The sequence below is a fragment of the Streptomyces sp. NPDC056169 genome, from assembly GCF_042268445.1.
Classification (GTDB): domain Bacteria; phylum Actinomycetota; class Actinomycetes; order Streptomycetales; family Streptomycetaceae; genus Streptomyces.
This window is the reverse complement of sequence record NZ_JBHJUO010000030.1, coordinates 45,608-70,045: the sequence shown is the minus strand read 5'-3', so window position 1 is coordinate 70,045 and position 24,438 is coordinate 45,608. Positions and strand designations below refer to the sequence as shown.

22 protein-coding genes and 2 pseudogenes are annotated in these 24,438 nt (G+C 70.9%); 7 read left to right on the top strand and 17 right to left on the bottom strand.

Features of this window, described 5'->3' with window-relative positions; all coding sequences use genetic code 11:
• Nucleotides 1-102, top strand: a pseudogene (locus tag ACFC0G_RS36700) (TetR family transcriptional regulator); the annotation flags it as partial.
• On the opposite strand, the gene ACFC0G_RS36695 reads toward ACFC0G_RS36700, so the two are convergent.
• The 11 genes from ACFC0G_RS36695 to ACFC0G_RS36645 form a co-directional block, all read right to left on the bottom strand.
• Nucleotides 72-965, bottom strand: coding sequence for an RNA repair domain-containing protein (locus ACFC0G_RS36695; RefSeq protein WP_376412510.1), 894 nt, complete (start codon nucleotides 963-965; stop codon nucleotides 72-74). The pseudogene ACFC0G_RS36700 and the gene ACFC0G_RS36695 sit on opposite strands and share 31 nt — an antisense overlap.
• 239 nt (nucleotides 966-1,204) lie before the next feature.
• Complete coding sequence (locus ACFC0G_RS36690; protein ID WP_376412521.1) at nucleotides 1,205-2,257, bottom strand: polyprenyl synthetase family protein; 1,053 nt, start codon at nucleotides 2,255-2,257, stop codon at nucleotides 1,205-1,207.
• Nucleotides 2,258-2,358: 101 nt separating this feature from the next.
• Nucleotides 2,359-3,507 carry a tetratricopeptide repeat protein gene (locus tag ACFC0G_RS36685; RefSeq protein ID WP_376412506.1) on the bottom strand — a complete coding sequence of 383 codons (1,149 nt, stop codon included), beginning with the start codon at nucleotides 3,505-3,507 and terminating at the stop codon, nucleotides 2,359-2,361.
• Between the two features lie 325 nt (nucleotides 3,508-3,832).
• Nucleotides 3,833-4,483: a DUF4360 domain-containing protein gene (locus ACFC0G_RS36680; RefSeq protein ID WP_376412503.1), complete on the bottom strand. Its 651-nt coding sequence runs from the start codon at nucleotides 4,481-4,483 to the stop codon at nucleotides 3,833-3,835.
• Between the two features lie 731 nt (nucleotides 4,484-5,214).
• Nucleotides 5,215-5,709 (bottom strand): hypothetical protein, encoded by a 495-nt coding sequence (locus ACFC0G_RS36675; protein WP_376412500.1) that lies wholly within the window; start codon nucleotides 5,707-5,709, stop codon nucleotides 5,215-5,217.
• A gap of 409 nt (nucleotides 5,710-6,118) precedes the next feature.
• Nucleotides 6,119-7,306 (bottom strand): alpha/beta hydrolase, encoded by a 1,188-nt coding sequence (locus ACFC0G_RS36670; protein ID WP_376412497.1) that lies wholly within the window; start codon nucleotides 7,304-7,306, stop codon nucleotides 6,119-6,121.
• A 344-nt stretch (nucleotides 7,307-7,650) separates the two neighbouring features.
• Nucleotides 7,651-8,532: a helix-turn-helix domain-containing protein gene (locus ACFC0G_RS36665; protein WP_376412494.1), complete on the bottom strand. Its 882-nt coding sequence runs from the start codon at nucleotides 8,530-8,532 to the stop codon at nucleotides 7,651-7,653.
• Between the two features lie 935 nt (nucleotides 8,533-9,467).
• Entirely contained in the window at nucleotides 9,468-11,219 is a 1,752-nt protein-coding gene (locus tag ACFC0G_RS36660) for a lysyl oxidase family protein (RefSeq protein WP_376412491.1), read from the bottom strand.
• Nucleotides 11,220-11,481: 262 nt separating this feature from the next.
• The gene (locus ACFC0G_RS36655; protein ID WP_376412488.1) at nucleotides 11,482-12,864 is read right to left on the bottom strand and encodes an NtaA/DmoA family FMN-dependent monooxygenase; all 1,383 of its coding nucleotides are present in this window, start codon (nucleotides 12,862-12,864) and stop codon (nucleotides 11,482-11,484) included.
• 22 nt (nucleotides 12,865-12,886) lie between these two features.
• The gene (locus tag ACFC0G_RS36650; protein ID WP_376412485.1) at nucleotides 12,887-14,110 is read right to left on the bottom strand and encodes an LLM class flavin-dependent oxidoreductase; all 1,224 of its coding nucleotides are present in this window, start codon (nucleotides 14,108-14,110) and stop codon (nucleotides 12,887-12,889) included.
• Between the two features lie 150 nt (nucleotides 14,111-14,260).
• Nucleotides 14,261-15,034, bottom strand: a complete 774-nt coding sequence (locus tag ACFC0G_RS36645) for a GNAT family N-acetyltransferase (protein WP_376412482.1) — start codon at nucleotides 15,032-15,034, stop codon at nucleotides 14,261-14,263.
• 494 nt (nucleotides 15,035-15,528) lie between these two features.
• Between ACFC0G_RS36645 and ACFC0G_RS36640 the strand changes: the two genes are divergently transcribed.
• A complete protein-coding gene (locus tag ACFC0G_RS36640) occupies nucleotides 15,529-16,422 on the top strand; it encodes an alpha/beta fold hydrolase (RefSeq protein ID WP_376412479.1) in 894 nt (297 codons plus the stop codon).
• Here ACFC0G_RS36640 and ACFC0G_RS36635 read toward each other — a convergent pair.
• On the bottom strand, nucleotides 16,404-17,060 hold the full coding sequence (locus ACFC0G_RS36635; protein WP_376412476.1) for a hypothetical protein: 657 nt from the start codon (nucleotides 17,058-17,060) through the stop codon (nucleotides 16,404-16,406). The two genes, ACFC0G_RS36640 and ACFC0G_RS36635, sit on opposite strands and share 19 nt — an antisense overlap.
• A 545-nt stretch (nucleotides 17,061-17,605) precedes the next feature.
• Here ACFC0G_RS36635 and ACFC0G_RS36630 point away from each other — a divergent pair.
• On the top strand, nucleotides 17,606-18,400 hold the full coding sequence (locus ACFC0G_RS36630) for a polysaccharide deacetylase family protein (protein ID WP_376412473.1): 795 nt from the start codon (nucleotides 17,606-17,608) through the stop codon (nucleotides 18,398-18,400).
• A 463-nt stretch (nucleotides 18,401-18,863) separates the two neighbouring features.
• Here ACFC0G_RS36630 and ACFC0G_RS36625 read toward each other — a convergent pair whose 3' ends face one another.
• Nucleotides 18,864-19,559: a DUF4097 family beta strand repeat-containing protein gene (locus ACFC0G_RS36625; RefSeq protein ID WP_376412470.1), complete on the bottom strand. Its 696-nt coding sequence runs from the start codon at nucleotides 19,557-19,559 to the stop codon at nucleotides 18,864-18,866.
• Between the two features lie 98 nt (nucleotides 19,560-19,657).
• Between ACFC0G_RS36625 and ACFC0G_RS36620 the strand changes: the two genes are divergently transcribed.
• A complete protein-coding gene (locus ACFC0G_RS36620) occupies nucleotides 19,658-20,548 on the top strand; it encodes a LysR family transcriptional regulator (protein ID WP_376412467.1) in 891 nt (296 codons plus the stop codon).
• Between the two features lie 132 nt (nucleotides 20,549-20,680).
• Nucleotides 20,681-20,962 (top strand): hypothetical protein, encoded by a 282-nt coding sequence (locus ACFC0G_RS36615; RefSeq protein WP_376412464.1) that lies wholly within the window; start codon nucleotides 20,681-20,683, stop codon nucleotides 20,960-20,962.
• Nucleotides 20,963-21,153: 191 nt separating this feature from the next.
• On the opposite strand, the gene ACFC0G_RS36610 is transcribed toward ACFC0G_RS36615, so the two are convergent.
• Together ACFC0G_RS36610 and ACFC0G_RS36605 are read right to left on the bottom strand one after the other, a co-directional pair.
• Nucleotides 21,154-21,735, bottom strand: coding sequence for a dihydrofolate reductase family protein (locus ACFC0G_RS36610; protein ID WP_376412461.1), 582 nt, complete (start codon nucleotides 21,733-21,735; stop codon nucleotides 21,154-21,156).
• Nucleotides 21,736-21,800: 65 nt separating this feature from the next.
• Nucleotides 21,801-22,058 (bottom strand): hypothetical protein, encoded by a 258-nt coding sequence (locus tag ACFC0G_RS36605; RefSeq protein WP_376412458.1) that lies wholly within the window; start codon nucleotides 22,056-22,058, stop codon nucleotides 21,801-21,803.
• Nucleotides 22,059-22,369: 311 nt separating this feature from the next.
• On the opposite strand from ACFC0G_RS36605, the gene ACFC0G_RS36600 reads away from it, so the two are divergent.
• Nucleotides 22,370-22,501 (top strand): hypothetical protein, encoded by a 132-nt coding sequence (locus ACFC0G_RS36600; RefSeq protein WP_376412455.1) that lies wholly within the window; start codon nucleotides 22,370-22,372, stop codon nucleotides 22,499-22,501.
• 7 nt (nucleotides 22,502-22,508) lie between these two features.
• Here the strand turns inward: ACFC0G_RS36600 and ACFC0G_RS36595 are convergent, their stop codons facing one another.
• Complete coding sequence (locus ACFC0G_RS36595) at nucleotides 22,509-22,757, bottom strand: RICIN domain-containing protein (protein WP_376412518.1); 249 nt, start codon at nucleotides 22,755-22,757, stop codon at nucleotides 22,509-22,511.
• A gap of 371 nt (nucleotides 22,758-23,128) precedes the next feature.
• Here ACFC0G_RS36595 and ACFC0G_RS36590 point away from each other — a divergent pair, with 371 nt between their 5' ends.
• Nucleotides 23,129-23,650, top strand: a complete 522-nt coding sequence (locus ACFC0G_RS36590; RefSeq protein ID WP_376412453.1) for a hypothetical protein — start codon at nucleotides 23,129-23,131, stop codon at nucleotides 23,648-23,650.
• Between the two features lie 10 nt (nucleotides 23,651-23,660).
• On the opposite strand, the pseudogene ACFC0G_RS36585 reads toward ACFC0G_RS36590, so the two are convergent.
• Nucleotides 23,661-24,378: pseudogene (locus ACFC0G_RS36585) on the bottom strand (IS5 family transposase).
• Between the last annotated feature and the right edge of the window lie 60 nt (nucleotides 24,379-24,438).

The window sequence follows — 24,438 nt, the reverse complement described above, 5'->3', positions numbered from 1 at the left end:
GACGTGCTGGACCACATCCTGGCCCCGATGTACATCCGCGTCCTGTTCGGCATGGGCCCGCTCACCCCGGACTACATCGACGGGCTGGTCGACCGATTGCTGTGGGCGGGCGGTGACGGTGGAGGGTTGCCCGGAGGGGCCGGATTCTCCGGGTGGCGTACGTCGCCGCTGCCGAGCAGGACGCGGGCCCTGACCCGCATCGGCTCGTCGCCGCGCCGGGCGAGCAGAACCAGCTCGTCGACCCGGGCCGTCATGGGGCCGAGGAGAGCCTCCGCCTTACGGGCGAGGGGGTGCGGGTCCGGGGTACGGCCGAGGGACAGGTGCGGGGTGAAGCCGTGCGCGTGCGATCCGCAGAGCGGGAAGCGGAGCTCCAGGGACTCCCGCAGCCGCGCCCAGGGCTCGTGGCCGGCGGCGGCCGGGTCGAGCCAGACGGTGGCGTCCTCGCGGTGTCCGAACCAGTGGACGCCCGCCAGGCGGGCGGTGAACGGCGGCGTCTCGGCGAGCGCTGCGGCGACCAGCGGCAGGGCCCGGACGAACTCGGCCTCGGGGACGAACCCGAAGAGCACGTTGACGTGCGGCGGCCAGCGGCGGATCTGCCGGTCGTGTTCGCGGCGAATGTGCTGGATCGGCGGCCACAACTCGGCCGGCGGCAGCCAGGCGACGGCGGTGCGGTTCGTCGACGGGACGGCGAGGACGTCACCGGGTGCCGGGGCCGGAATGGGACCGGCCTGCCCGCCGAGGGTCTCGTCGAGCCGGTCGACGCCGGAGGCGCGGTCCCAGACGACCTGGCCGTCCGCCTCGAAGAACACCACCCGATGCCAGGGGATGTCCCCGCCCGGCACGAAGTCGCCGAGCAGGACCCGCTTCGGCGGGGCCCCTCGCACGGCGATCCCCATGACGAACCGCTCGGGGTCGAAACGCGGGTCCCCGAGCACCCGGTCGTAGATCTCGTCGCTGGTGTGCACGTCAGCACCTGCCCTCGACTACCAGAGTGACGCGCTCCTGGTCGGCCCTGCAATGCAGCGCCCGGCCCACCCACCTTGCCGCGGGTCACGGCAGGAGAGCGAAAGACAGCGGCGTTCTTCGCCCCGGACTCCCACCTCGGCCACCAGGGGACAAGTAACCCGCGAGTAGGACTGCTGACGAAGGCCGTTTGCCGACACGGCGCCGCAGCGTCCTTCGCTTCGGAATCAGGGCCGTGGCGTCACCAGGTGCGGTCGAGCAAGTGGGTGAACAGCACGTCCAGTTCCTGTGCTGCGGGGTGCGTCAGGGACGCCTCTCGCAGTGTGCGGCGGGCTGCGTCCAGGTGTCGGCGTGCTTCCCTGTGGGTCCCGGTCCGGCCGCCGGCCTCCTCCACGAGCGCTGCGGCGTGTTCGGCGGTCTCGCCGTCGATCCGGTCGACGGAGTCGAGCAGCACCGCGAGTTCGTGCGCGGCCTTGCCTCCGCCGGCCAGTGCGATGAGCACCGGATAGGTCTTCTTGCCCTGCCGGAGGTCGGCGTGGACGGGTTTGCCGGTCACTCTCGGGTCACCCCAGATACCGAGGATGTCGTCCACCGCCTGAAACGCGAGGCCGAGATGGCGACCGGCTCGGTCGAGCGTGGTGACGGTCCTGTCGGGGGCACCGCCGAGGATCGCGCCGAGCGCGAGCGCGCAGCCCAGCAGGACGCCGGTCTTCTGTTCGGCCATGGACCGGTACTGTTCCGGCTCGACCGCGCCGGGTCCGCGCCAAGGGCGGTCCTCGAAGCGCAGATCCTCCGCCTGGCCGGACACCAGCGCGTTCAGGGTGCGGCAGAGGTGCCGTACCGCGGCGGCCGTGTGGTGGCCCGGGGTCTCGGCCAGGCTCGTCACTGCCCGGGCCAGGAGCGCGTCGCCGGTCAGGACGCCCGGGCCCGTCCCGTAGGCCTTCCAGACCGCCGGGCGCTGCCGGCGCAGGGCGTCGGCGTCCATGATGTCGTCGTGGAGGAGCGAGAAGGTGTGGACGAGTTCGACGGCGACGGCTCCCGGGACGGCGACGGCGCCGTCGGCGCCGACGGCCTCGGCCCCGAGCACGGCGAGGGTCTGCCGCACCCCCTTGCCCTCGGATCCGCCCGGGTCCGGCTGTCCGGTCACATCGGCCCAGCCCAGCGCGTACGCCGCCATCTCACCGGTCCAGGGGTGCAACCGGCCCACTGCCTCCACCAGCGCGGGCCGGACCCGGTCTCGGCACCGCCGCAGGAGAACGGCCGCCGAGGCCTCGGGCACACGAGAGGTGCTCACCGCGGTCGCGGCCGTGGCGCCCGGCGCGACGGCGAGTGAGCAGACCGCCAGGGCGGACGTCGGGTGGGAGGGCGTCGGGTGGGCGGGCATCGGGCGGGCGCTCACCGCAGTCCCTCCACGTCGGCCTTCTGCAGGGCTTCCGTCCCGACGGCCGACAGCGTCGGTGCCGCTGCCCCTGGACCGTCTCCGGTGTGGTCCGGCAGTGGGCCCACCCCCAGTTCGGCCGCGGCCTTGTCCACCATGTCCCGGGCGTGCCGCAGCCCGATGCGGTCCAGCGTCGTGCGGAGCCCGGTGAGCTCCGCGGCGGTGTCCGCGGCGTCGCGGCCCAGGCGGGCGTCGGCCTTGACCAGTCCCAGCCGCGACAGTGCCGTACCCCGTGGCTCCTCCATCTCGCGGAACTCCTGCAACGCCTGCGCGTACAACTCACGGGCCTGCTCGTAGCAGCCCGCCCGGTACAGCACGTTGCCCCGCATCTTGTGGTTGTAGGCGAGCGCGCTGGCCAGCCGTATCTCCCGGCATGCCTCCTCCGCCTGCGACAGCAGGGACAGGGCCCGCTCCACGTCCCCGTCCCGCACGGACACCACGTCGGCGATGCCCCGCAGGGCCCATGCCCATCCGCGTCGGTCCTCGGCTCGCGACGCCGTCTCGGCCGCCTCCTCGAAGAGGGCCAGAGCCCGGTCGTAGGAGCCTGTGTTGCGGTGCATCTGCGCTATGCCCTCCAGCGCCCAGACCGTGTGCCGGGCCTCGCCGCGGCGGCGGGCCTCGGCCAGGAGCTGTTCGTGCAGCCTCCCGACCGCCTCGTAGTCGCCCTGGATGCGCCCGGTCTCGGCGAGCCCCGCCAGCGAGTACCCCCGTACGACGACGTCCCCGCCCCGCTCCCCCATCTCGGCTGCGAGCCCCAGCAGCCGGTACGCCAGCCTGAGCGCACCGCGCTGGCGGGCGAGGGTGCCCCCGCTCCACAGCGCCCACGCCATGGCCCCTTCGTGTCCGGCCGAACGCGCCGCCCGGTAGCTCGCCTTCCACGCCCGGTCGGCCTCCTCGATCCGCCCGAGCCTGCGGCATGCTTCTGCCACGGCCAGCCCGCAGCGCGCCGCCTCCCGCCGGTCCCCGGCCTCCTCGGCCGCCCGGAGTTCCCGGACGCCCCGGGCGAGCACCTCGGGCAGAGAAGCGTTCACCGACAGCGATCCCAGCGCCCCTTGGTACTCCGGCGCCGATGCCATCGCCGGCTTCTCCGTCACCTGACCTGCCATCAGAACCTCCTCGGGTCGACTCGACGTTCAAGCCGACGCGACGATCAAGACGGCTGTCCCGGGGCCAGGTTCCCCATCGGTCGCAATGTCCATCTCAGTAGGGGCGCCGGGTCATTCTCAAGTACTACGCGGTGGTCGAAGATCCTCAGCGAGACGTACACCGGCGCGGTCCGTGCGAGGGAGACCTCGTGGCGGCGACAGCGCAGCCGAAGTCACCTCCGTCCGCACGGGTTCCCGGCCGATGCACCCTTCTCGTGGCGCGATCGGACGTCGTGTCGGCCGGTGGGCGGCCGGGCGCGTCGATGCGCCACGGCCGCCGCGTCCGTCAGCCGGCCGGGCACTCCTTCCACGCCAGGTGGTAGACCGTGCTGATGTCACCGTCCGTGGAGTCCATGGTCATGTAGCTGGTGGCGCCCGGGGTCGATGTGCCGGCGTTCACCCGGAGCTCGGTGTTGATGTTGAAGTTGCGCTGCACACCGCAGGGCGCCCACACCAGTTGGGCCCAGTCGGTGTCGTCGGTCGCCTGCCAGTTGTCCTCGTACGGGCCCCGGAAGGCGTGCGTGCGGGAGGCGGTGGTCGGCGAGCCCTGGAAGTAGTACGAGGCCTTCTCCGTGCTGCTCGCTCCGCGCTGGAGCGAGGCGTAGCCCCGGTAGTCGGCACTGGCGATCGCGTACGTGAATCCCTGCGGCACGTGTACGAGGAGGTTCAGCTGACAGTTCCTGCGGGCCGCCGTGGGGGAGGAACCGCCGCCCACCTGCGCGAGGTACTCGCTGTAGGTGACGGTGAAGGCGGTGTTGTCCTCGGAGACGGCGATGGCGGCGGTGCCCAGGGGGCAGCCGGATCCGTTCACCGTGGCGATGTCGATGACGATCCTGTCCGGCGGCGGGTCGACGATCGACGACGGGCCGGCTTTGGCGGGCAGGGCCGAGGCGAGCAGGGCGGCGACCGCCCCGCTCACGAGCAGGGGAAGTCTCATGTTTCTCCCATCCGGTGCTTCGGTTCCCATGGGCGCGGACGCACGGGTGCGTCCGCGCCACGGGCTGGGATGCCACGCGCCACGCTCGTGTGCGGCGGTCGTCATGGACCTACCGCGGTGAGGCCTGGCGCGAGGAATTGGAAGGGCCGGAATTGCGCAATGGGGTAGTCCAACAGGCAATGGTTGAACTATCATGCGAATGAACTCTGTCCGGCCACCCCGCCGGTGTGAACGGGGATGGTCGAATGCTAGAGGCCCGTGCACGTCGAGGCAGGGCGGCACCCGGCCATTAACCGCCTCCCTGATCGCCTCCTTTTGGCGCGGAAGAGCGCATGGCACCTCTTGGAGCCGATACCGATGTGCCCGGGCGGACTTCTCCCGCAGAACGCACGGCGAGGAGATCGCTCAGTCCTTGGTCGAGGACGAGCCCAGGCGCGGCGCGGGAGTCGATGCGACCGAGTACACGGCGAACGGATGCTGCCCCGAGACCATTTCCCGCCTGACGGCGAGTGTCTCGTGAGGGTGTCGCTCGTGGTGGGTGCGCCGGCGCCGGTTGCCCGCGCAAGGCCGCTGCGGGGGTGGCGGGCCGCGGTCGCAGACCCGCCGCGCCCGTCGGTCTGGCGTCCGCCGACGGGTCTGGAGGAGTGGTTCGTTCGGGCTGATGGGCACCCGGTTCCGCTCGTGTGCAGCCGACTGCGCACGAGCGGCCCGACGCACAGCGCCGGGGAGGGCTACGGGTGCCAGATCTCCTTGATGGACTTCACGTTGCCCTCGCCGTCCAGCGTGATGTCGTAGATGTTCCCGGAGCAGCTGTACGGCGACTTCACCGCGGCCTGGTCCGTCATGCAGTCACCGGCATGCGCCCACAGCTCGCCGACGGGAACCGTCTTCGTGGAGCCGGGACCGGCGGACAGCTCCGCCTTCACCTCTTGCGCGAACAGGTAGTACTTCGCCTCGCCCTGACCGTGGTAGATCCAGTCGTTGGGCGTGCACGTCGGCTGGGCGTCCTTCGCGGACATCGAGCCCTTCGACGGCGGCACGGCGATCTCCACCATCTTGTGGCCGGCCGGCAGCGTGGGCGACTGCCCGCAGTCGTCGGCAGGCTCGCCCGAAGAGCTCTCGACCGCGGACGGCTGCCCCGACGGCTGGGCGGAGGCCGTAGAGCCGCCGGCCGCGCCGTCGGCGGTGGGGTCCTCCGGGCCGCACGCGGCGATTGCCCCGAGCATGGCGACGACTGCAAAGCTGCTGATGAAACGCTGAGTTGACTTCATGTCAATCCCCCGATGACTGAACAAGTTCGCGATCACGTTCGATCGCTGAAGTGTTCTACATCAGACGGTGGGTCAAGGGCCAATCCGGCGCCGCGTCGGGCAGGGCATCGCATCCCACCGGCCCTGTCCCGATACAGCGTCAGCCACCGGCGGACACGTCGTTCGTAGGTGACGATGGTGGTGGGGCAGTCCTCGGCGAGTCCGAGGAGGGGCGAATGATTCCTCGGCCTTCCGGACGGGTTGCCACTCGCCGGTTTCGGTGACGGCGTCTCGGCGGCGGATGGTGACTGATCCGTAGCTGCTTCGGGTGGCTCCCGCGGCAGAATGCGCGGCTCCCGCGATGTGCGACGGCCCCTACCGCGTGCTAGCGCAGCAGGAACTCCTCGGCGGCCCGGGCCCCGCCGTCGCTGCGGCTCTGGGTGGAGTGGCCCGCCCCGGCGAGAACGACGAGCTCGGCCCGCGGAGTTACGGCCGCCAGGTCGCGGGCCCACCGCACCGGCGTCGACAGGTCCCGGTCGCCGGCGAGGATCAGCACCGGCATCGTCAGGGTGTGGCGGGGCGCGGCTCGGTTGGGGCGCGAGGCGGGCCAGGGCAGGCAGGTCCGCGGGATGCCCTGCGCGCCCGCCGTCTCCCGCTCGAACGGCCACACCGCCGCCGGCCGGATCCGTTGGACGGCCCGGTTCAGGGTGCGTTCCCGTCCCTCGGCGGGCGCGGAGGCATCGCCCCACGGCCATCGGGAGTCGGCGCAGAGGGTCGCGGCGTGCAGTCCGGAGCTGAACTCCGTCGGCGGTTCATCGGACGGCGCGGAGAACCCGGCGACGAGACCGTCGAGGCGGGCCCGGTCACCGGAGGCGGAGGCATGGATGGCCCCGAGAATGCCGAACCGGGGGTTGTCGAGCTTCGGGTCGATGATGCTCGCGATGACGAGGAGGTTGAACACGCCGACACCGTTGCCGTCGCGCCGGACGACCGTCGCGAGGTCCCGGGCAGGGTCGAAACGGCACTCCTGCTCACGGCAGGCGGTGCGGAGCACCTGCGCGGAATGGCCGAGGGCGTCCTCGTACAGCACGCCCGCACCGTCGAGCGGTACGACGGAGTCGAGGACGAGCTTGCGGACCCGACGCGGATGGGTCAGGGCGTACTGGCCTGCGGTGAACGTGCCGTACGAGACCCCGTCGAGCGTCCAGGAGCCCACGCCGAGGGCGCGCCGCAGGTCTTCCAGGTCGGCCACCGTGTCGGCGGTGGTGTAGAAGTTCCGCTTCGCGCCGAGGTGTTCGGCGCAGGCGGTGACGGCGCCGGGCGTGGGGGCGACGGTGTCGCTGCTGCCCACCTCCCGCTGGAGCTCCGGGCAGTCGACCGCCGCGTCGCCGGTGCCGCGCTGGTCGATCATGACCAGCCGGTACTGGGCCAGTGCTTCGGGGAGCCGCTCGCGGATCCGCTGAACGTAGGGGACGCCCGGCTGGCCGGGGCCTCCGGTGAGGAAGAGCAGCGTCCCCCTGGGCGCGTCGGCGGTGCCGAAGACCGCGGTCCGGAGCTTCAGAGTGCCCGGCACGGCGCCCGTACGGTCAAGAGGTACGGTGAGATCGGCGCAGGTCACGTCGGTCTGTCCGGGGCAGGGACGCGGATCGGTGAGCCCTGGTGCCGCGACAGAGGCGGCGGTGGCGGCGGTGCGGGCTGAGGCGTACGGGGCCGGGGCGGCGACTGGTGCGGAGCCCACACATGCGACGGCCGTCAGGGCGGCCGCAACGGCCGTACCGGCTCTGGTCGGGAAGATCATCGTCACGTTCCCCCACGAGGAAGACGGAGCGCCGTACAGCACCCGCGGGGAGCACGGCACCGGCCGGGTCTCCGGCCGCCGCCAGTCTGCGGCGCACCCCGCGCGGGGGCGTTGGACATTCATGCGCGATCCGCGAGAACACCCCTCAAGGCGCTGGGGACGTACCCCGTATGGCTGCGGCACATCCGGGTCAGATGGGCCTGATCGGCGAATCCGAAGGCGTACGCGAGGGTGCGCAGGCTGCCCTCGCCCTCCTCAAGCGCGTGCAGGACGCCCCTGAGCCGCAGCTCGTTGCGGTGGTGCGTGAGGGTCGTGCCGGTGACGGCGCGGAAGACGCGGCTGAGATGGTGCGGCGAGACCCCCACCGTGCGGGCCAGCTCGTCCAGGGAGAGCAGGAGCCCCGGGGTTCCGCCGGCCAGGACGGCGCAGACGTCACGGACCAGCCGGGCGTGGGCACGGGCGGCGGCGGGGCGGCCGCTCGTGTCCGTACGCCAGTGTCCGGCGGAGGCGGCCACGTCGTCGAGCAACCGGTGCAGCCGCTCTCCCAGTTCGAAGTCCTCGGCCCCGCGCCGTGCCGCGGCCAGCAGGGCGCGGTGGTGCACGTCGGTGTTGCCGGTGACCGTGAAGCGACGGGAGAGCGGCGGGCCGTCGAACCGGTCGGCGAACAGCTCGGCACCGAGCCGGATCTCGGTGGAGCGGTCACCGGGGCCGATCGGGTGGGCGACCCGGTGTTCGTCGCCCGGCCGGGTGAGGTAACCGCCGCTCGCGTCGACGAAGAACTCCTCGCCTGCGTTCCGGCGGAGGTAGCCGCCGGACCGGGCCAGGACCACGGTGTACCCGTCCGCGTGTCCGGGCCCGACGAATCCCAAGCTGTCCTCGCAGCACAAGATGTCCTCGACGGTGATCCCAGCGGCGCTGATCCGCCCGCGCAGCGCGCCGCGCCGCTCACGAACGGCCTCGTCCTGGAGTAACTCCCCTGTGCTGCGGCCCTCATCGTTCATGCGTTCCTCCCCGTGAGGCCTCGGATCCCCCACCGAGGGGCGGTTCACACCCGCTGGCGGTACGCCGACCGGTGGGCCTGCCCCCGCTTCAGTACGCGTCGTCGTCTGACGATCGAATTGCCCGGGGACGACACCAAGTCGGAGGAGGCCCCGCCGTACGGGGCGCCAGGGGGCGGGCCGCGGCGAGGACGCCCGGGCCGACCGGCCGCCCCTGGTCCGCACCCTGGCCGCCGGGGAGCGAAGGCGAGTTCTCCCGCTCCGGCAGCGACCTGCGCCGGACTATTCGCTCGGCTCCACATGCGCGTTGTCGAGGTACAGATACAGTCCGCCGTGCTCCGAGCATCTCAAGCCGACAGAGATGCGCCGCACAGCATCGTCCTGGCCGACCACCATGGCGACAGCCGCCTGAAACACCATGCTTCGGCCGGAGCATCTGAAGTAGTCCCCGGACGACAGCGAAGGAAGCGGGGTCACGGACGGTACGAGTCTCCATGGGAAGACGAGTGAGGGTGAGGGAAACGTCGCAGGGTCGTCCCCGTGCCACAGCCCGATCCCTATGAGGCAGCCCACGCAGTGGCAGTCCCCCGCCCACACCTCGAACTCGTCCACACCGTCCGAGCCGCACAACCGGCAGGCCACCGGCACGGCCACGACCCGCTCGCCCGCCTCTGCCCGCAGAGACCCCTCAACCAACGACATCAAGCCGGCGTACTCCGTGCCCGCTTCGGTCGACTCCGCGTCACACCCGTGGCCATGATCCATCCTGTGATCTTCGCACCACCGATCGCTCGGGTCGGCCGACGGACCGGCGAGGCCACGCCGCGGCCGGCAGGAGGCGGTGGGGGCGCGGGCGTACAGCTCGGACAGGTCCTGCGGCTGCCCGGCCCGACGAGGACGGGTGGCGCAGCAGCTGCCGCGCCACCCGTCCTCTCAGGTCAGTTCGCGTTCACGAGGTCGTGCGCGGGGACGGTCACGGTCCGTCGGCCGGGGGCGCCGCCGAGGACGACCTTCCGCAGCGCACTGTTGTTGTCGAGGTTGGTCTCCTTCAGCCGCTTGGCCGGGTTGGCCAGCACCTGGATGTAGTAGGTGCCGTTGGGCACGTCCGTGATGTCGAACGACTGGCCCGGCAGGTCCTGGGTGTAGGTGTCGCCGGATCCGACGTCCAGCACCTCGCGGACGGAGATGGAGTTCTCCTGACCGCAGGCGGTGGACAGGTCGGTGTTGAACGGGTGCCAGTTGGCGTTCTTCACCGTGTAGTCGACGGCGTCGGTGTTGGCCAGGCAGAAGGCCTCCTTGCCGCTGCGCACCGCTTCCTTCTTGTCCGCCTTCAGAAGCCGGTAGCTGGCGAAGTCGGTGAAGTGCCAGTGCACGTGGCCGGGGCGCGGGTCCCACTCCATGGTGCCGGTCGGGGTGTAGCCGACCTGCTTGCCCGCGGCGTCGTAGAAGTACTGGTAGGCGTCCATCTTGGCCTTCCCGGGCGAGCGGAAGCCGTCCACCACGAGCTGGGCCGGACCGGCGTTCCACACGTTGGCGCTGAAGGCCAGGTAGTCCTTGCCCGGGATGTTCTGGCCACCGTCGCTGATGGTGATGCCGTATGCCGGCAGCGACCGCAGGTCGGGCTTGGGGACGCTCGGGACGGCGGGAGTCCCGCTGGGCCGCTGGGCCCGCGGTGTGAGGGCGGGCGCCTGGCGCGAGCCGTCGGTCTGCCCGGCGGTGTCACCGGCCTGCATGTCGGCACGCGCGGCCTGCTGCCTCTTCACCGCCCACGACACGGCCGGCGGCGCGGCCTTCAGCGGCCCGTGGCCCACGTTGTACGAGGGACCCGCGCCACTGGTCTCCGGTGCGCCGGCCTGGGCGGGGGTCGGAGCGTGCGCCGACCCGTGCCCGGCGTGACCGGCCGGGGCCTGGTGGGCCGCACCGTGCCCGGCGTGTTCCCCGGCGGTCGCCGACCGGGCGGGCGCGGCGCCGGCGCCCTCCTCCCAACTGCGCTCCTGGACGGTGAGCTTCACGGTCGCGGGCCTGTCGGCGATGCCGAGGAGGTCCCGGTACTTCTTGGCGACCCCGATCTTGGCCGTGTACGTGCCGGCGGCGAGCTTCACCGGCTGGGTGTAGGAACCGCCGTAGGTGTTGGCGGCCCACCCCTTCTCGACGCCCCACACGGAACCGAGGGTGAAGGGGTTGGTGGGGCAGCTCTCCGGATACTTCGAGGTGGAGGGCGCGTCGGGTCGGACCCGTCCGCTGGCGTTGTTCGGGCAGAAGCTTTCCGTCCGGCTGACGACCTTCTTGCCCGTCTTGTCGGTGACGGTGATCTCCGCAAACCCGGGCAGCCCGGCGAAGTCCTTCACCGTGCCCAGAGGCAGCGTCTTGGCCTTGGCCTTGCCGCCCTCGTACACGGTCTGGGTGATGGTCACCGGGTCCTTGTAGGACTTCCGGGTCACCTTGAACTCCAGCGGTGTTCCCTCCGCGGTCAGGTAGGTGCCCAGGTCCAGATAGACGCCCGGCTCCTCCTTCCACGAGGTGAGCGTGACCGAGCCGGTAGCCGCGATGAGACTCAGTTTGGGTCCCGTCGCGGCCTTCGCCTGCTCCGGCGTGGCGGCCATGAAGCCGACCGTCACGGCCATGGCGGCGACAGCCGTGGTGCCGGCGAGCAGCGGACGCCGCAGCCGAATGGTGCGCGTAGTGGTCATCGATCCCTCGTTCTCCGGATGCTGTGACAAGGAAGCGGACAGCGGGCCACCCGGTCCGACGGGACAGGAATACGTCCGGCCGGAGCGATGGCGGGCACTCGCTGCGCCTGCCCCGTGAGATGAGGGGACCGGATGCCCGGTTGTCCGGAGAGTCGAAAGCGTCGGGATGTTGGCCGGAAAACGCCGCTGTGGTGGAACCGGACTGTTGCCACCACGCCGCCCCGTTCGACGCGTCAACGGCCCAACGGGGCGAACCCCTACGTCACGAGGGAGCGGCCTGCCGGGCCACCGCTTCGGCGCCGGGCACCGAGAGCCCGAGGTGGTCGCGCAGGGTGACGCCCTCGTACTCGGAGCGGAAGACGCCGCGTTCCTGGAGCAGCGGGACGACGGTGTCCGCGAACTCGTCCAGGCCGCCCGGCGTGATGTGGGGGACCAGGATGAACCCGTCGGCCGCGTCCGCCTGCACGAGGTCGTTGATCGTCTCGGCGACCGTGGCGGCGGAGCCTACGAAGGTCTGCCGGGACGTGGTCGCGATGACGAGCTCGCGGATCGACAGGTTCTTGGCCTCGGCGAGCTCGCGCCACTGCCGGGCGGTGTCGAGCGGGTCGCGGAACTGGCGGACGCTCGCCCGGCCCCGGGCGATCGTGTTCTCGCCGACCTCAGGGTCGATGTCGGGCAGCGGGCCGTCCGGGTCGTAGGCGGACAGGTCCCGGTTCCATACGTGCTCCAGGTATCTGATCGCGGTCTGCCCGCTGACCTGGAGGCGGCGGACCTCATGGGCGATCTCGTGCGCCTCGGCGTCGGTGTCGCCGAGGACGAAGGTGGCCGCGGGCAGGATCTTCAACTCGTCCGGTGAGCGGCCGTACCGGGGAAGGCGGCCCTTGACGTCGGCGTAGAACTCCCGGCCCTCGTCGAGCGTCGCGTGCCGGCCGAAGATCGCGTCGGCGTCGGAAGCGGCGAACTCTCGGCCCTCGTCGGAGTCGCCCGCCTGGAAGATCACCGGCCGGCCCTGCGGGCTGCGCGGCACGTTGAAGTGGCCCTCGATGTCGAACTGCCGCCCGTGGTGGGCGAAGGCTCCGGCCTTCGCGTCCCTCAGGAAGGTGCCCGACACGGGGTCGGCGACGACCTCCGAGCCGTCCCAGGAGTCGAACAACTCCGTCGCGGTCTTCAGGAACTCCTTCGCGCGGGAGTAGCGCTCCTCACGCGGCAGGAACCCGCCGCGCCGGAAGTTCTCGCCGGTGAAGGCGTCCCAGGAGGTGACGACGTTCCACGCGGCCCGGCCTTCGGAGAGGTGGTCCAGCGAGGCGAACTGGCGGGCCACCTCGTAGGGCTCGTTGAAGGTGGAGTTGATGGTGCCGGTCAGCCCGAGCCGCTCGGTGACGCCCGCCAAGGCGGCGAGCACCGTGAAGGTGTCGGGACGTCCGACGACGTCCAAGTCGTAGATCTTTCCGCCCTGTTCGCGGAGCCGCAGCCCCTCGGCGAGGAAGAGGAAGTCGAACTTGGCGCGTTCGGCGGTCTGCGCGAAGTGGACGAACGAGTCGAAGTCGATGTGGCTGCCGGCCGCCGGATCGCTCCACACAGTGGTGTTGTTGACACCTGGGAAGTGGGCCGCGAGATGGATGCGCTTGAGTGGCTTGCTGCTCATGGTGGGTCCTTCGGGTCCGGGATCAGGCGGCGGGGTGGGCGGCATATCGGCCGACCGGGCGGTCCAGGCCCAGCAGTCCGCGCAGGGTGTCCGCCTCGTACCTGCGGCGGAAGACCCCGCGCCGCTGGAGCTCCGGCACCAGCCCCTGGGTGATCGCGGGCAGGTCGTGGGCGACCACGCCCGGCCTCAGCCGGAATCCCGACAGACCGGCCGTCCGCCAGTCCTGGAGCAGGTCCGCCAGCTGCGCGGACGTCCCGGTGAAGACTGCCGCTTCACTGCTGTACGGGGCGCCCGCGCGCGCGTCGAGGCGACTGCGGCGCGCGTCGGCCGCGGGGGCGTCCTCGCCCAGGAACACGGTGAGGTCCGCGAAGAGGTGCAGCGGCTGCGCCGAGAGCCCGGCGGACTCACGGGCCTGCCGGATCTCCGCGACCGCGGCACGGGCCCCGGCGGCGTCGCGTACGGCGAGGTACCCGACGTCCGTGGACCGGGCGATGAGGCCGTACGCCGCGCCGGCGTCGCCGAGGGCGCCGGCAGTGCTCGCCGCGCTGACGATGGGTTGCCCCTGCGGCGGGCGGGGAGTGATCGACGGCCCTCTGACGCTGAACTGGCGGCCCTCGAAGTCGACGTAGTGCAGCTTGTCGCGGTCGACGAACCGGCCGGTGGCCACATCCCGGATCTCGGCGTCGTCGTCCCAGCTGTCCCACAGCCGGCGGATCGCCTCGACGTGGTCGGCGGCCTCCTCGTAGGCCTCCGCGTCGGGGAGAGAGACCGCCCTGCGTCCGAAGTGCCGTGCTTCGTGGTCCAGTTGTGACACCTGGATGCGCAGGCCCGCACGTCCTCGGCTGACGTGGTCCAGGGTGGCGATCGCCTTGGATATGTGGAACGGCTCGGTGTGGGTGGCGGTCACGGTCGGGACCAGGCCGATGTGCCGGGTCAGCGGTGCGACGCGGGCGGCGGTGAGTACCGCGTCCAGCCGCCCGCGGACCTGGTCCGTGCGCCCGTCGGGTCCGTCCGCCGAGGACGACTGGAGGGCGAGGGCGTCCTCGAAGGTGACGAAGTCGAGCAGTCCGGCTTCGGCCTCGGTCACGACGTCGGACCAGTAGCGGGCCGTGAAGAGCTCGCCGGGCCGGGCACCCGGCTCGCGCCAGGCGGCAGGGTGCCAGCCCGCGCCGTCGAGCGCGACGGCGAGGTGCAGCGGTTCGGAAGACGCTGATGTGCGTCCGGATTCGGGCGGGGATGCGGACATGTCGAATTACGCCTTCCTGATCGGCCGTGCGAAAAGGAGGCCGATGCGCGTCGCGAATGTAAGGGCGTATGAGAGGAAGAGAAAGGGGCCCTCACCAGTATCTTTTCGAAACGCTACGCCCGAGAGCGGCGCCATACAATGACCGGAATATTAAGAGGACTTGGCAGCGGTGTTGCCGGGCGCGCGGACCGCCGTGAAGGACGGGCGGCGGCGCAGGGTGAAGCCGATCGACTCGTACAGTCGGATCGCCGTCGTGTTGCTCGCGGAGGTGTGGAGGAACGGGACGTCGCCGCGCTCCCGGATGCCCGCGGCGACGGCGCGGACCAGCCGTGTCGCCAGCCCCCTGCCCCGGTGTTCGGGATGGGTGCACACCGCGCTGATCTCGGTCCAGCCGGGCGGCCGCAGCCGCTCCCCGGCCATCGCGATCAGCCTGCCCTGATGCCGGATGCCGAGGTACGTGCCCAGCTCGACGGTGCGGGGCAGGAACGGACCGGGCTTCGTGAGCTCGATCAGACCGAGGATCTCGGGTACGTCGCCGGGTCCGAGCCGCACCGCCTCGGGGGCGGGTTCGGCGCGCAGCGAGGTGTCGACCAGCTGGACGCCGAGGACCGAGCCGACGGCCTCCCATCCGTCGGGCGGGGCCGGCACGCCGGAGAGCGTGGCGATGCCACCGTCGCCGACCAGCCTGTGCAGGTCGGCCCAGGAGTCCGGGTCGGCCGGGTCCGCGAGGGCGGCGAACGGCGAGACGTCCGACGGATAGCGGGCGGCCCGGGAGGGGAAGAGGCCGGTCTCGGGGCGGGCCGCCTGCTCGGCGAAGGCGGCGTGCGGGCCGGACAGCGAGGCCCAGGCTGGATTGTCCAGGACGTGCGGGGACACGAGGGCACCCAGGCTCGTACTCGTACTCGGACCTGCGTTCGTGGTCATGCTGCGGGGCTCTCCGTCCATGGGGCGGCCGGGGGGCCGGGGATTCCGGAGTGGTTACCGGCTGGCCCGCGGGTCGACCTCCGAGGTGATGACGGCCTCGTCGGACAGGTTCCGGGCGGCTGCGCGCACCGGCCGTTCCTGTCCAGATGAAGAGGCCGCTGATGTCGTTATCCGCGACGTAAGCTAGGCAGCCCGGAGAAGGGCTGTCAACGGGCCTGATATCGGTATTCGCGAAAGCGTGCGGCAATTTCATACGCCGTACACACAACGCCTTCCGGTGAAATAAACCGGGCCGCCGTTCACGCCACGGGAGCCGGTCGTCGCCGCGGCCACGAAGCCGCTGCCGCCTGCGCCCGCAGGGTGGCGACTCCCCCTGCCCCCGTTCTCTTGTTCGTGGCTCCGCACGGGGGCAACGAGGCGGCGGTCGCCGCCGGGATCGGTGTCGTTGCAGCCGGCGATGCGCATCATCGCCCTTCCGGCCTAGGCTCCCTCTCATGGGACTTCCTGTGCGCACCGACGACGGCAGGCTCCTGGTGGCCGAGGAATGGGGCGATCCTTCGGGTACCCCGGTGCTTCTCCTCCACGGGACGCCCGGTACCCGTCTCGGCACCCTGCTCCCCGGGCTCGCCGCGCAGCACCCCGGCTTCCGGTTCCTCGCCTACGACCGTCCCGGCTACGGGGAGTCCCGGCGCGCCCCGGGCCGCCGGGTCGCCGACGCGGCCGGGGATGCGGCAGCCGTCGCCGATGCCTTCGGCGTCGAGCGGTTCGCGGTGGTCGGCCGGTCCGGCGGGGGCCCGCACGCGCTGGCGTGCGCGGCGCTGCTGCCGGATCGGGTCCGGGCGGCCGCCGTACTGGTCGGGCTCGCCCCGCCGGACGCGGACGGTCTCGACTGGCACGCGGGCATGACCCCGTTCAACGTGCACGAGTACGGCCTGGCCCGCGCCCATCTGGACGGGCGGGACCCCGGTGGGCTCGAACGGGACCTGGCCGCCCGGGCCGTCGCCATCCGGCGGGACCCGGCACGCCTCCTCGACGACCTGCGTGCCGATCTCTCCCCCCATGACCTCCCGGTCGTCGAGGACCCCCGGGTGCGCGCGGTGCTGCTGCGCACCTATCAGGAGGCCCTGCGGGGCTCGCACCACGGCTGGCTCGACGACTGCCTGGCCTTCGTCCGCCCGTGGGGCTTCGACGTCTCCTCCGTCACTTCGCCCGTGCTGCTGTGGCACGGCCTCGACGACGCCTTCTCACCCGTGGCGCACACCCGTTGGCTGGCCGGCCGGATCCCCGGCGCCGAGCCCGTCCTCGTACCGGACGCCGGTCATTTCGCCGCCCAGTTGGCGCTGCCCGACGTGCTGCGCTGGCTGGACGGTCAGGGCGCGGGGCGCTGATACGAGGTCGAGCGGGCGCCCTTCAAGGCGTCGAGGATCCGCTCGTGGCTGTCCCCGACGACATCGCCGACGCGGACCCTGATGTGGAGCGCCTCGACCTCGTCGACGAAGCGCTGGGAGAAGGCGCCGAGCATCGTCGTCTCGTAGGAGCCGGTGCCCACCAGGGGAAATCTCCCCATGACGACCAGCTGAAAGTCCTCCCCGACGGTGAGCCCGGCCCCGGTCAGCACCTCCGCCACGCCTTGGACGTCGGTCCACGGGGCGGCGGGCTGCGGGTCCTCGCCGCGCAGGACGGCACGGCACTCGTAGGCCTCGACCACCACGGTGTGCGAGCCTCCGTTGAGCAGTCCGACCTGCCATTCGAGTACGCCGCCCCGCAAGTGCCCGGTCGTCCAGTCGGCGCGCCAACCCAGCATCGGCCGTACGGTGCGGGCGTACTGGGCCCTGGCGAGGACCGCGCCGGCCGCGACCGCGAGCAGACTGCCGAGCGGCTCCATGTCGAGCAGCTCCAGCCGCCACGGCCATTCGGCCTGGGCCGCCGCCGTCATGTTGGCCCGGACGACCTCCCAGCCGAGCACCGCCGTCAGGAGGACGAGCAGCACGATCGGCACCGTGAAGAGCAACGGGCTGCGTCGCACCCGCCGTTGAGCATCCGCCTCGATCGTCGGCCCACCCCGCCTGAACCTGCCCACGGCCACTCCCCCGGTTCTCGCACAACGGTCCCCCGGCCGCGCGTACGGCCCGGGGGGCCTCGACCGGCTCATGGTGCCCGAACCGGGGCGCGGCCGACTAGGGACTTGTCAGGCCGATCGACCGGAGGATCTGCCGTTCGTACGGCACTGAACCTCTCCGACCTCGCGAGATCCCGCTCCCTGGGCGTCCCGTAAGGCCGGCGCGAGCCGGATCCTTCGCGCACCCCTCACCGACCAGGACTTGGCCAGACCGTGGTCGGAAACGGATGCCTGCGCCTGAGCCAACGCCAGCTCCTCACCGGCCAGGACCCGCTGCGCCGCTGCGCTCGTGGATGCCCGTGTCAGTGACCGACCCGCCGGAAGCAGCGGCAGCATCGGTCTACGGGACGGGGCCTCGATGTTCTCGGGGCCGGGTCGGCTGAAACCTTTCGGCCGTCTCTTCCGTCCCCCTCTCCGGGAGAGCGTAGAGAACCGGCGAGGAGTGGCAGCACATGGGGCTGAAGGGCAAGTACACCGCGCACATAGCCGTGGCGGCATCGGCGGTCGCGATCAGCCTGGCGGCGTGGGGAGCCACCGCGCTGACGGGCACCGAGGCCGCCGCCCGGATCGGGGCGGGCTCGGAGGGGCGGACGAAGGAGCCGGCACCGGGACCGCCGCCGGTGTCGAAGGTGAGGATGCCCGAGGGGATCGCCCATGCCGCCGAGGCGGGCGGGAAGGCCGTGAACATCACCATCGACGACGGGCCCGACCCGCAGTGGACGCCCAAGGTGCTGGACGTCCTCAAGGAACACGACGTCAAGGCGGTCTTCTGCATGGTCGGGCCGCGGGCGAAGGAGTTCCCCGACCTGGTCAAGCGGGTCGTCGCGGACGGGCACCGCCTCTGCGACCACACCACGTCCCACGACACCACGATGGACAAGAAGTCCGTCGCGTACCAGCAGCAGCAGATCCTGGACGCGAAGAAGATGATCGAGGACGCCGCCGGAGGAGCGAAGGTGGAGTACTACCGGGCGCCGGGCGGTGCGTTCACCCCCGACAGCCGGCGCATCGCCGCAGAGGCGGGGATGCGGCCGCTGGGGTGGAACGTGGACACCAAGGACTTCGAGAGGCCCGGCACGAGCGCCATCGTCGGCACGGTCAAGAACGAGCTGTCCAACGGGCCGACGATCCTCTTCCACGACGGCGGCGGCGACCGGGGTCAGACCGTCGAGGCCCTCAAGCAGGTTCTGCCATGGCTCAAGGAGCAAGGACGCACCTTCAGCTTCCCCGTGCGAACCACCCCCTGAGGATCTGTCTGCCGACAGGTGTGCAACCGGCCGCAGGCCACCGGCACCCGGCGACCGGCACCCGGCGCCTGGCACCCGGTCATCGGCGGCCCGACAGCGGACGGCGGGCGGAGACCGTCGTCGAGTCGCCGCCCCGGCCGTCCGCCGTCATCAGCTGCCGCCGGACGTCAGCCCCTGTCGCCCACCTCGATCACCTCGCTCCTATTCCTGGGTCGGTGTGCGCGGCACCACGAACCCGGGCTCGTCACCAGACCGCCTGGGGGCGGGCAGGGCACGTCGGTCAAGCTTGCCGTTGGCACTGATCGGCCGGCTGTCCAGAGTCAGCACCTGGTCGGGGACCATGTGCCCGGGCGCTCGGTCACCGAGCCACCCCCTGAAACGATCAGATACGCAACCCGCTCGCCGCGATGGCCGGGGCGGTCGAGATGATCGCTCCTCAGGGGCGGCAAGTCGGGGCTGCAAGTCAGAGGCTGCGAGCGGTGATGTCGCCGTACGCGGCGGTGGCCTGGATGCTCAGGCCGGGAGTGCCGTCGTTCGTCAGGGAGTTGCTGATGCGGCCGTATGCGGTGCCTGCATCCAGGGAGGCGGAGACGCCGGCGGCGGCGCCGACCGAGATGTCGCCCTTCTGGGTGCTCAGGGTGACCGTGCCGCTCACCACTTCGGCGATGCGGATGTCGCCCCGCGCGGTGCTGATCTCCGCGGAGCCGCCCAGCCGGCCGACCTCGACGTCGCCGTCGGTCGCGGTGAGGCGGAGGCTCGCGGCCTCGTCGATCTTGATCTCGCGGTACGCGCCCTCGAAGGTCACGTCGCCGAGCCGCCCGACGGCGCGGAGTTCGGCGGCGGCCTCCGCCTCGACGCGGGAGCCGGCGGGCAGTTGGACCGTCACCTCGATGGATCCGGTGTTGCCGAGGATCCCGTTCCTCGTCTTCGGGACCTCGATCCGCAGGACACCGTCGGTGTAGGTGACTTCGGTCTGCTCGGCCGTGTTCACGTCGCGGCTCTTTGTGAGGGCGATTTCCGCGGAGGTGTCGTCCCGGCGGAGGCAGACGTGTCCCTCCACCGACTCGACTTCACGAAAGCCCAGATGGATGGTGAAGAACCGGCAGGAAGCGCCCACGTCCTCCACAGTCAACGCCCCCTTGGTAGCGACGACGTTCATGCACTGAGCATCCGTTGTGGACGAGTTGATCATCAATAGTCGATCATGCAACGCTGGTTAAGCCAGGGGTTGACGAACAAGCGGGGGCGTGGGGGCGCGTGGAGCTGCGCGATATCGAGATCTTCCTGACGTTGTCGGAGGAGCTGCACTTCGGCAGGACCGCCGAGCGGCTGCACGTGTCGGCGGCGCGGATCAGCCAGGCGATCAAAAAGCAGGAACGGTCGATCGGGGCGGAGCTCTTCGAGCGGACCAGCCGCCAGGTCCGGCTCACGCCGGTGGGCGAACAGCTGCTGGGCGATCTACGGCCGGTGTTCCAGAGCCTGAAGGCGAGCGTGGACCGGGCCCGGCTCACCGCCCAGGGCAAGAGGGACATCCTGCGGATCGGTCTCATGGTCACCAACGGCCACGAGCTGAAGCCCTTCTGGGATGCCTTCCGCTCGCAGCACCCGCAGTGGGGCCTGCGGCTCAGCCACAACGGCTACATGGACCCGTTCGCCCCGGTGCGCAACGGCGAGATAGACCTGCTGCTGTCCTGGCTCCCGGTGGAAGAGCCCGACCTGACCGTGGGACCGGTCCTCTTCGTTGAGCCCAGGATCGCCCTGGTGGCCACCGACCACCGGCTTGCCGGCCGCTCGTCGGTGCCCCTGGAAGTGTTCGCGGACCACGGTGTCGTGGGGCCGGATGGCTTTCAGCCCGAGTACTTCCAGGAAATCTTCGTTCCCTCATCAGCGCCCAGCGGTCGTGCCATCGAACGGAAGATCCAGGTCTCGACGCTGGACCAGTTGTACACGCACGTTGCGGACGGGGAAGTCATCCACCTCCTGGGCAACCAGGTCACCCGCTTCTACGTCCGCCCCGACGTCACGTACATCCCCGTCCGTGACATGCCCCTCCTGCGGTGGGGGCTGGTCTGGCGGTCGGACAACGACAGCCCGATGGTCCGGTCGTTCGTCCGCATCGCCCGCGAACTCGGGACGATGTCCTTGTGAGGGGCCATCCGGCCGGCGTTATGCACACCCCTCGGCCGGGGCAGCCCTACGACCACCTAACGAAGCACTGAGCCTTTCCAACCTCAGGTTGAGGCGTGGTGCAGGGCGAGCCGCGGTCAGGTACTCGCCGACATGGCCGCCGCCCCCGACCGGCCCCGACTGACCGGACCGGCCGACGCCGAAGCCGACGCCCGCCTCACGCCCTGGCCCAGCACGCCGTCTTTGGCGGCCAGGTCGTCACCGGCGAAGCCCGCCTGCGCCGCATCATCGCCCGCCAGGACCCTCCTCTCCCCCGGCCGCTTCCTGACCTGGGGCTACTACCCCGACCGCGCCCTGTGCCGCACCCCGGCCAACTCAGCGGACACCCCAGCCATGGACGACTGCCATCCCCTGGCTGCCTCAACACCGCACTGACGCCCGACAACCACCGCGCCCTCACAGAGCACCTGGCAGAACTGACGGCATCCACCGCCAACGGCGACCGCCTCGCCCCCTACCTCCGCCGCCGGCTCACCGAACAGCGCACCGCAACCGAAGGCTTCCTCACCCGCCACACCTCGGAGACCAGCCCGTGAAACGCCCGCTGTCAGATGCCGACAGATCGGTCAACGGCGCACCTGATAGCGCAGGTGAAGCACCCGGTTGCCCTGAATCACCACGTCAGGATCCTCCAACAGCTGCTGCGCGTGGACCGACCCGAAGTAGCACTTGCCGGACCCGAACACGACGGGTACGACGTCCATGCGCACCTCGTCGAGCAGCCCCGCGGCAAGCACCTGGCCACCGACGTCGCCGGCGGCGACCTCGACCAAGCGGTCACCCGCAAGCTCCTGCGCCTTGGCCATGGCTGCCTCGACGCCGTTCACGAAGTGAAACGGCGCCTCGAGGTCCCAGCCCTCGGGCTCCGGCCGGTGCGTCACGACGACCACGTGGTCGATCCCGCCCGGCGGCTTCCCGTCCCAGCCGTCCGTCAGGTCGAAGACGTGGCGACCGACGATGGTGACTCCGATCCGGTCCCAGTACGGCCGGGTGTAGTCGTAGGACGTCTGCGACACCCTCAGCTCGCCGCTCTCGTCCAACGGGACGTCACCGCTGGACAACCAGTCGAACAGCGGACCGGGCTGGTCATTCTCGTCCGCGATGAAGCCGTCCACCGACACCGAGCCGTACATGACCACCTTGCCCACGGGGCTCTCCTCTGCTTTGGGATCCCCCAAATTAGCGTGTCGTGAGCTGTCGCTCATATAAGAAATCAATCGGCCGGCGGCGACCGGCCGTCCAGCGCGTGGCCGGGATGTTCGCGCAGGAACCGTCGCCGGGCTTCGATGTACCGGATCGGCGTGAGTCCGGTGAACGCCCGGAATTCGTGGCCGAAGTCGGCCTGGTCGAAGTAGCCCGCACCACCGGTGAGGTCGCCCCAGTCGATCGGTCCGGCGGGGTTGATCGCGAACACGGTGGCGGCGAAGCGGTGGGTGCGAGCCAGCCGATTCGGCGTGACGCGCTCGGCCATTCGGAGGATCGGCCGGCGACTCGGCGTCCGCGCGAGCGCGATGCGCAACGGCGAGGAGCCCGCTGGCCGGGCCGGACGTTCCGGCGGCCTGAGGACAACTTCGGCGGCGAAACGGCCCGCCAGATCGTCACACAGGCCTGGAAGGAGCTCGCCGAGAAGGGCGTGACCGGGGGCCTGTTACTGCCCGCGATCATCGAGGTCCACGCCAAGCAGGGTAGGCGTCTGCGCGCCGAGCCGATCGCGCAGCTCTACGCCCAGTGTCTCGTCCACCACGTCGGCGAGTACCCCCGGCTCGAGGGCCGGCTCGTCACGTGGATTTCCGGTATGGACTCCCCGACCGCATGGACGCCGCCGTGCACGCCCTCACCGAACTTGCCGACCCCGCAGCCGTGCCGGCCTGGACCGGTTCGTACGACGACCAGCATCTCGCTGGCCGCCGCTGAAACCGGGTCAGGCAAGCATCCACCAGTAGTGGTCTCGCTGGCTCCCGCACGTGTGGATGATCGCCTGCGCTGCGTCGGACATGCTGCCGTCCAGGATTGCCAGGCATTTCTGGCTGTTCAGGTTGGCCATCCAGTTGACCTGGTTGCCCGGCGCGTACCTGAAGTACCAGTACTGATCTTTGTAGAGCCCGCAGGGGTACTGCGTCACCCGTGAGAAGTCCGCCGTCCCCGCCGAGTCCACTGACCGGAGGCACAGGTGAGACTCCGCGTCCCCCGGTCGTGGTGTCGGTGCCGCCGCCGAAGGGTGAGGTGGTGAGACTCGGACGGCGGTCGTGCCGGGCGGTCAGTGGGCGTCGGCGGCCTTGGGGGTCGGCATCAGCGCGTCCCAGAGGGGCCGTGGATTCACCTCGGGTGCGGGCTCTGAACTTCTGCACCCGCACAATGAGTGCGCCTCGTGCGCAGCGCCGTCGTGCGTCCACTCCGCGCCTGCGATGGCGGCACCGCCCGACAGGTTGGGCCCCCCACCCCACCTCGCACAAATGGCACTGTTCGAGCCCGAGGCAGATGACCTCCGCCAGCCGCATTGCCTCGTAGGGCGTGTGTCGGAAGTGCTCTAGGTTGGCTGATGTGAGCACGCGGGGGCGGAGTTACCGATATGTCGGACCGGTCGAGCTGAAGGCTGCGGTCCGGCCTGGCAGCGGCGGGTTCCGGATCCGCTCGGCCGCTGAATTCGGCGACTGGATCGCTGGGCGATCGGCGGCGGAGCTGGCCGAGCCGTTCACCTTCGTGGTCGGCGCGGACGGTGCGCTTCGGCTGGCGCCGCGGCGGAGCGAGCACGTGGCCTGTGCCGGCGGAGCCATGGTTTTGAGTGCTGGCGAGATCGGTTTCGTGCGAGAGGCGGACCGGTGGGCTGTGAGCGAGGTCAGCAACCAGTCCACCGGGTACTGCCCCGACATCGGCTCCTGGTCGGAAGTCGCTCGCGCTCTGGACGACGTAGGGCTCGAACGGCCCTCCGGCTTCACCCATGAGGTGGTGTTCCGGCGGTGTCCTGGTTGCCAGGAGCACAACATCGTGCGCGAGGACGACTTCGTCTGCGTCTTCTGCGGCAGCGATCTGCCGGAGACGTGGAACGTGGATCCCACCGTGTGAAGGCCGAGAGTCACAGCCACTCGTTGATGGCCGCGTCGAGGACGGTCGCCCCGTAGCGGGCGGCGAGCTCGTCGTATCGCGTGGCGACAGCGCGGTTCCTCTTGAGGCGGTTGATCCCGCACTCGACCGCATGACGCTCGCGGTAGTCGACCGGGTCGAAGTGCGGTGGTCGGCCACCGCGGGAGCCGAGCTTTCTGCGGTTGTGCGCCTGGTCCGCCTTGTCGGGGATGGTGCAGAGGATTCCACGTCGGCGCAGGTAGGCATGTTCTTGCGGGAGGCGTACGCCTTGACCGCGCGGCCCCGGTTGGGGCGGACGCGTGGCCGGCCCGGCCCGATGCGGGGCACGCGGACCTTTCCCAGTACGGGCTCGAACTGCGGCGAGTCGCCGCGCTGCCCGGCCGTGACCACGATCGACATGGGCTTCTGACCTTGTTCGACAGCCAGGTGCAGCTTGGTCGTGAACCCGCCGCGCGAGCGCCCCAGTCCGTGATCTCCGGGCTCGGTGAACACACTGCCCGGTGGTTCCTTCTGCCCCGGTCAGGGCCTGGAGCCGGGTGCGGATGTGGTGCCAGGTGCCGTCCCGCTTCCACCGGCGGAACAGGTCGTAAACCCGGCCCCACGGCCCGTACTCGACGGGCACGTACCGCCACGGGAACACCGGTCCGGAGGGACCCTCTACTGGCGTTGGCCGGAGTTCGAAAAGGGAGAGGTCTTCTTGATCGAGCCAGGGCCGGACGGACACCGTTCGATCTTCATGATCCGCAGTATCTGGCCACGGAGATCTGCCG

Excerpts from the sequence above, each read along its gene's own strand:
- ACFC0G_RS36650 (WP_376412485.1), bottom strand. The coding sequence starts at position 14,110 with ATGTCCGCATCCCCGCCCGAATCCGGACGCACATCAGCGTCTTCCGAA.
- ACFC0G_RS36660 (WP_376412491.1), bottom strand. The coding sequence starts at position 11,219 with ATGACCACTACGCGCACCATTCGGCTGCGGCGTCCGCTGCTCGCCGGC.
- ACFC0G_RS36675 (WP_376412500.1), bottom strand. The coding sequence starts at position 5,709 with ATGCTCGGGGCAATCGCCGCGTGCGGCCCGGAGGACCCCACCGCCGAC.
- ACFC0G_RS36605 (WP_376412458.1), bottom strand. The coding sequence starts at position 22,058 with ATGGCCGAGCGCGTCACGCCGAATCGGCTGGCTCGCACCCACCGCTTC.
- ACFC0G_RS36680 (WP_376412503.1), bottom strand. The coding sequence starts at position 4,483 with ATGAGACTTCCCCTGCTCGTGAGCGGGGCGGTCGCCGCCCTGCTCGCC.
- ACFC0G_RS36655 (WP_376412488.1), bottom strand. The coding sequence starts at position 12,864 with ATGAGCAGCAAGCCACTCAAGCGCATCCATCTCGCGGCCCACTTCCCA.
- ACFC0G_RS36625 (WP_376412470.1), bottom strand. The coding sequence starts at position 19,559 with ATGAACGTCGTCGCTACCAAGGGGGCGTTGACTGTGGAGGACGTGGGC.
- ACFC0G_RS36640 (WP_376412479.1), top strand. The coding sequence starts at position 15,529 with ATGGGACTTCCTGTGCGCACCGACGACGGCAGGCTCCTGGTGGCCGAG.
- ACFC0G_RS36630 (WP_376412473.1), top strand. The coding sequence starts at position 17,606 with ATGGGGCTGAAGGGCAAGTACACCGCGCACATAGCCGTGGCGGCATCG.
- ACFC0G_RS36665 (WP_376412494.1), bottom strand. The coding sequence starts at position 8,532 with ATGAACGATGAGGGCCGCAGCACAGGGGAGTTACTCCAGGACGAGGCC.
- ACFC0G_RS36615 (WP_376412464.1), top strand. The coding sequence starts at position 20,681 with ATGGCCGCCGCCCCCGACCGGCCCCGACTGACCGGACCGGCCGACGCC.
- ACFC0G_RS36645 (WP_376412482.1), bottom strand. The coding sequence starts at position 15,034 with ATGACCACGAACGCAGGTCCGAGTACGAGTACGAGCCTGGGTGCCCTC.
- ACFC0G_RS36685 (WP_376412506.1), bottom strand. The coding sequence starts at position 3,507 with ATGGCAGGTCAGGTGACGGAGAAGCCGGCGATGGCATCGGCGCCGGAG.